Annotated in this window: 4 protein-coding genes; all 4 read right to left on the reverse strand. The window is 31.3% G+C overall.

The window, feature by feature from the left end:
• Positions 1 to 1,086: sodium:proton antiporter (locus tag P8M54_RS06830; protein ID WP_300286557.1), on the reverse strand; the 1,086-nt coding region annotated here is incomplete at its 3' end.
• A gap of 607 nt (positions 1,087 to 1,693) precedes the next feature.
• Positions 1,694 to 2,089 (reverse strand): response regulator, encoded by a 396-nt coding sequence (locus P8M54_RS06835; protein ID WP_300286559.1) that lies wholly within the window; start codon positions 2,087 to 2,089, stop codon positions 1,694 to 1,696.
• Between the two features lie 49 nt (positions 2,090 to 2,138).
• Positions 2,139 to 2,534 (reverse strand): response regulator, encoded by a 396-nt coding sequence (locus P8M54_RS06840; RefSeq protein WP_300286561.1) that lies wholly within the window; start codon positions 2,532 to 2,534, stop codon positions 2,139 to 2,141.
• Positions 2,521 to 5,553, reverse strand: a complete 3,033-nt coding sequence (locus P8M54_RS06845; protein WP_300286563.1) for a PAS domain S-box protein — start codon at positions 5,551 to 5,553, stop codon at positions 2,521 to 2,523. Before P8M54_RS06845 ends, P8M54_RS06840 begins: the two co-directional genes overlap by 14 nt.
• Positions 5,554 to 6,132 lie beyond the last annotated feature (579 nt).

Below are 6,132 nucleotides of genomic sequence, written 5' to 3' on the forward strand. Positions count from 1 at the left end.
GGACTTATTTACGATGTCAATGGTATGATCGGGAGTAATTGATAAAAACAGTAAAATGGTTATCAAACCTCTTGGAGCCACAAAAAGGAGCGGAGATAGCGGTATTTTAGATATTTTTAATTGTATAAATCTCAGTATAAAAAGAATGGCAACAATAATCGCCGCCCATCCCAACGTATCAGTATTGATAATCTCAGCCGTTTTAATTAAGTAACCAAAGAGCAAAAAGAATAAGGCGCGTACTAAAAAGGTAGCTTCAATTATTAGTTCTTTAAATTTAGCAACCTCTTTATTTAATAAATCCAAACGAAAACTTCTTGTCCATTGATACCCTTTTAATTCATCTAAATTACCAATCGATAATCCAAAAACTAAAATAAAGATTAGAGCAGGAAGATGGAAGATTTTAGAAACCTCGTAGATCAAAATTATTAATAAAATGATGGGTACGAACTTGATGTGATGGTCAATTTTATTTAGTAAAAATGATAATAGGATAGTTGCAACAAATGAAATAACTACTATTATTAGAATCTCAAGGCAGAAGTATCCAAAGGTTTCTAATCCGAAAGTAGCATTAAAAGCAACAAAATTAAAAAAGATTACACCAAAGATATCCGATAAACTGCTTTCGTAAATAATAAATTCTTTTTGGTTTTTAGTTAAATTTCGGACACTTGGAATAGCAATTGCACTACTGATAACACAAAACGGAATCGCATTTGTCAAACAATCCTTGAAAGAATAGCCGCCATAATAATGTAACATATAAGCTAAGGAAAATGCTAATACAATTAGCGGTAAAAAAGCCCCTAAGGATGATTTTTTTATCAATAAGACCTTTGATTTATTAAGTTCTAATTCCAATGAGCCTTCTAATACGATCAGTATTAATCCAATAGTACCTAAAATTGGCAAGGTAGCGCTTAAATCAGGTAGTTCGATATCCAGTAATAATGTTGTTTCTCGAACAAACCATCCTAAAACAAGCAATAATATTACTGAGGGTATTTGAGTACGGGAGGCAGTTAAATCGAATAAATAGGCAATTAGAAGTAAAAGACAAAGTGCAATTATGATGGTCATAAATTTTTTTTTGTGAATTTTTTAGATTTCTACCATGTCTGTGGTAAATTTCATTTTTATTGGTTGCATTAAAGGCTCAAAATACAAAATAAACCGCTGCTTTTAAAGAATAAAACAGATTGATGTCATAATTTACTACTAATTCGTGCTTTTAAGTACAAAGAAAGGCTGGGCTATTCAGCTATGAATTCATGCATCTCCATTTTTTAAATGGTAAATGTACTATATAATGTTGTAAACTTGACTTTTTTTGAGGAATTACTACTGTTTCTCAGATCGGATTATTGCAGTTGATACAATTATTATATCCAGTTCGACCTAATTCAATTTATTTTTAAAGCTAAAGAATGCTATCTGTCAAACTAGTATGGATGCTGATTTGGAGCTGGATACTAACTATTTGGAATGCGATTTTTCGTTAATTATTTGTGAAGGAACTTTGCTTATTCTTCGATTCTAATTAGTTTGTTTTTCGTGACATATTTTGAGTAGCTAAAATTAGATCAAATTTTATAACTCAAAAAATATAATACGAAATACTTATGATCTTACTGGAAATTTCTGAAAGTAAAAATTATAAGATTTCTGTGGTAAATAATTAATAATTTTAGTTATAGTTTTCCAGGATTTTTTGTAATTCAGTGTTTGTAATTGGTTTGACAATATATCTTTTTACCACATTATATTTTTTAGCTTTTTCAACATCAGCTGGATCTACAGAACTAGTAATGATGTAGATAGTTGTAGATGTGTTATTAGGAATTTTGGTGAATTCATCAAGAAATTGCCATCCATCCCAAATTGGCATGTTTAAATCTAAAAATATAACATCTGGTTGAGGCTCATTTGCTAAAATAGTAGCTCTTAATTTTTCGTATGCCTCTTTACCATTTTCGTAAACGACGATACTTTCGCTAAAATTTGATAATTGCATGATTCTTTTTGTACCAAAAACAAAGATGGGATCGTCTTCTATAATGCAGGCTATGTTAATTTTTTTCATAGTTAAAGTATATTTTAAAAAAGGCTACTTCACTTAATAAGTAGTCGTTTTAACTGTAGTTTTCTAAAATTTCTTGCAACTCAGTGTTTGTAATTGGTTTAACAATATACCTATTTACCACATCATATTTTTTAGCTTTTTCAACATCAGCGGGATCAACTGAGCTAGTAATAATATAAATAGTAATAGGATAGTCGTTAGGGATTTTAGTTAACTCTTCTAAAAACTGCCAACCATCCCAAATTGGCATGTTTAAATCTAAAAATATAACATCTGGTTGAGGCTCATTTGCTAAAATAGTAGCTCTTAATTTTTCGTATGCCTCTTTACCATTTTCGTAAACGACGATACTTTCACTAAAATTTGATAAGTGCATGATTCTTTTTGTACCAAAAACAAAGATGGGATCGTCATCTATAATGCAGGCTATGTTAATTTTTTTCATAGTTAAAATATATTTTAAACGTGGTTCCAAAGTTAACTTCGCTTTCGACTTCGATCTTGCCATTCATGGCTTCTACCTGATTCTTACTAATAAAAAGTCCAATTCCCCTGGCATCTTTATTATTGTGAAATGTTTTGTACATTCCAAATAATTTGTCACGATTCTTCTTCAAATCAATCCCTATTCCATTGTCTTCTACGTGCAATACAATGTACTCGTCTTCGGTGGTAGTGTATACTTTGATGAAGCTATCACCCTTATTAGACTTATACTTTATACCATTTGTTACAAAATTTAACAAAATACTTTCTAAATAAGCAGGGATGACCTGTATGTTTAAAGAATTATCAATTGTGTTAATGATTTCAATTTGAGCATGCATTGCAAGACCTGCTACATTTTTAATGGTTTGTTCCATGAAATCATTTAAATTGACGTCTTGTAAATTTTCGCTTGTTGCGGTATTCATTAAGACAACTTCATTTAAATGAGTAATCGTGTTTTTTAAGTTACTGGAGGCCATCGTAAGCATTTCAATAAATTGATTGCTTTCAAGCTCAGGATATTCCTGTACATATAAATCTAGCATCATGGCAATATTACCTGAGTGGGATCGTAAGTTGTGCGATACGATATGAGCAAAGTTTTTCAACCGTTCGTTTTGGTCTTTGGTAACTTCTAGTAAAGACTGAATTTCTTTTTCTGTTTTTTTGATATAACTAATGTCAGTCGCTATACCTAGATAGCCATTCACTACATTATCCTTTTTTACAGATGTTACTGTAAGTTGCACGGGAAATTGAGTACCATCTTTTTTAACATATGTCCATTCGCGAGTATCAAATTCATTTTTATTAGCACCGTAGGTAAAAACGTCAAAGCCTTGAACTATTTCATTATTTTTCTCCTGAATTTCTCTTGATCTTTCTTCAATTTCTGATGTAAGGTGAATGATTGCGGGAGTTTCTATATGTAGTATTTCGTCTTTGTTATACCCTAGAAGGTTTTCAGCTCCTTTGTTAAAAGTCCGGATAAGACCAAATACATCAGTTTCAATTAAGGCTACTTGGGTACTCGCTTCAAATAGCGCTTTCATTTTAGAATTATTGTCCTCTAATTGTTGCTCCGCTTTCTTTTGAGCCGTGATATCTATAATTTGAGAAATAAAATATAAAATTTCGTCGTCTTCTCCTCTTGCTACTGATACCCCTAAAATGGTGTATACGATTTCGTTATCTTTAGAAAAATATCGTTTTTCCATGTGGTAATACGACCTTTTTCTTTGAATTAGCTCTTTTAGTAGTTCTAAGTCTAAGTTAAGATCGTCTGGATGCGTAATGTCTTGGAACGTTTTAGTGAGCAACTCCTCTGATGAATAATTAAGCATTTCACATAATCGCTGATTGACCTTAAGCCATTTGCCCGTTTTATCACGAAAAGCCATTCCGATGGCAGCATTTTCAAAATTTTCTCTAAAAGTTTGCTCGCTGATTTTTAACTGTTCCTCGGTCTTTTTTCTAGCGGTGATATCAGATGTAAACATTAAAAGTCCTCCAACAGTACCATTATCATTATACCAGGGCTTGATCGACCATGAAATCCACTGTACGCTGCCATCTGACCTAACAAATTTATCTTCGTCTTTTCGATCTGTTTGCCCTTTTAAACAATTTTTATGTATTTCTTTCCATTGTTCGCTTATTTCAGGAAACAAATCATAGTGTGAAACTCCTAAAATTTTTTTACCAGTTAAATTGTAATCTTCTTGCCATTTTTTAGAAGCTGCTAAATAATTCATATTAACATCTACCATTGCAATAGCGGTTGGAGTATGCTCAATAAAAAGCATATTTCTCAAAATTGATTTTTTTTGCTCTGTTATATCTGTATGAATACCAAACATTAATAAAGGTTTCCTATCCTTTGTCCAACTTATTATTTTCCCTTTATCGAGTACCCAAATCCAATGGCCTTTTTTATGCTTAATACGATATTCTGCTTCATAGTATTCTTTATTTTCTTCAAAACAATCTTTCATTAGTAAATTAGATTGCTGAAGATCATCAGGATGAAGTAAGTTTTGCCACTTTTCGGTAGTTACTGGCGCTATTTCTGAAAGTGAATACCCAATAATGTTTGCCCATATTTCATTATGTTGGGTCTCATCGGTTTGGACATTCCATTGCCAGGTACCTGAATTAGTCGACTGTATGATACTTTGTAATTTTTCTTTTTCTTGTTCTAAAGCGATAGTAGCTTCTTTAACTTTTGATATATCCTGGAAAGTTCCATATATTCGTTTACACACTCCTTGGTGAAAAACCCCTTGTCCTATCGATCTGACCCACTTGATATTTCCTTTTAAAGTAACTATTTGTAATTCGAGATTAAATGGAGTACCACTGCTTGCACATTCATTGAAAGATTTTTCGATTGCATTTCTTGAATCGCCCTCTAAGTAAAAGTTTATTCCAGTAGCAACGTTTGGGACAAAATCTGCAGGTGCTTCATGTATTATTTTTGTCATGGAACTCCAATCAAGTTTCATTTTCTTCACATTGAAGTCCCAGTACCCAATTAAAGCTGCCTCGTTTGATTTTTCAAGAAATTCCTCTTGTTTTTTTATTTTCTTTAAGTACTTCTTAGAGTTAACTTCTATTTTTGATTTAATATAACAACTTAAATAGGCTACGGTTTTGCCTTCATTGTTTTTAATTGTCCTGTTTTTACACTGCATAGAAATTTTGGAACCATTTTTATGCAGTAAAATTGCAGTATCTTGATTTAAAGTGTTTTTAATTCCAATAGTGATAAGGTGCTCCTTGTTACTATTACTTTCAGAGTAAATTTCTGTTGAGTCGTAACCTAAATTGATCCAGAGTCTTGGGTTAATCCATTCGTTTTCAGTCACAAAGGCATCTCTATAGTAAAGACCATCAAGACCCCATTGCTGTATAAAATCAAAAATAGAAACATCGTTTTTGATATGGTCTAATAATTTTTGTTTCGGGGTATTCATCTGTTTCTGCTTTTTAATTTTTAAACTATTCCTTACAGCGCTGATATTAAGTAGGACTTTCGAAATCAGGTATTCAACTAGCTTTATTTTTAATTTTTAACAATAAAAACAGCAACAAGATAAGAAAATATTCTATTTGCAGAACAAAAAAAAGATAATTAAGTAAGAAATTGCACTGAGTTATATTGTAAGAATGTGTTTGTAAACAATTTAGATTCTTACTAAAGTTTAAATTTCATTAAAATTAAGGTAAGTAGAATGCCATTAATAGGACTATTATATGACAGTAAGTAGTTTTTTTGGAAAGAATCCATCCAGTTTGGACCGTATCAATTTTTTATAAAAGCATTCAAACAACCGATAGTCTTTTCTTGTTATGTAACTAAAATAGTATAAAATAATTTGAAAAATTATAAAATCTTACAAAAATGAACACTATAGACTCGGTTTTCTATCGTTTTTTTGTCCGTAAATTAAAGAGTTGTGTTGCTGATTTTTTTCAGTAATTTATTTTAAGCTACTAATGTAGAACAAGAGGTGTAACTCGCCTAATGTAGTACAGTTTGTTTGCTTTTCCTG

Source organism: Flavobacterium sp., from assembly GCF_029242675.1.
Lineage (GTDB): Bacteria > Bacteroidota > Bacteroidia > Flavobacteriales > Flavobacteriaceae > Flavobacterium.

Coding starts and splice junctions, on each gene's coding strand:
- P8M54_RS06835 (WP_300286559.1), bottom strand. CDS start 2,089: ATGAAAAAAATTAACATAGCCTGCATTATAGAAGACGATCCCATCTTT.
- P8M54_RS06840 (WP_300286561.1), bottom strand. CDS start 2,534: ATGAAAAAAATTAACATAGCCTGCATTATAGATGACGATCCCATCTTT.
- P8M54_RS06845 (WP_300286563.1), bottom strand. CDS start 5,553: ATGAATACCCCGAAACAAAAATTATTAGACCATATCAAAAACGATGTT.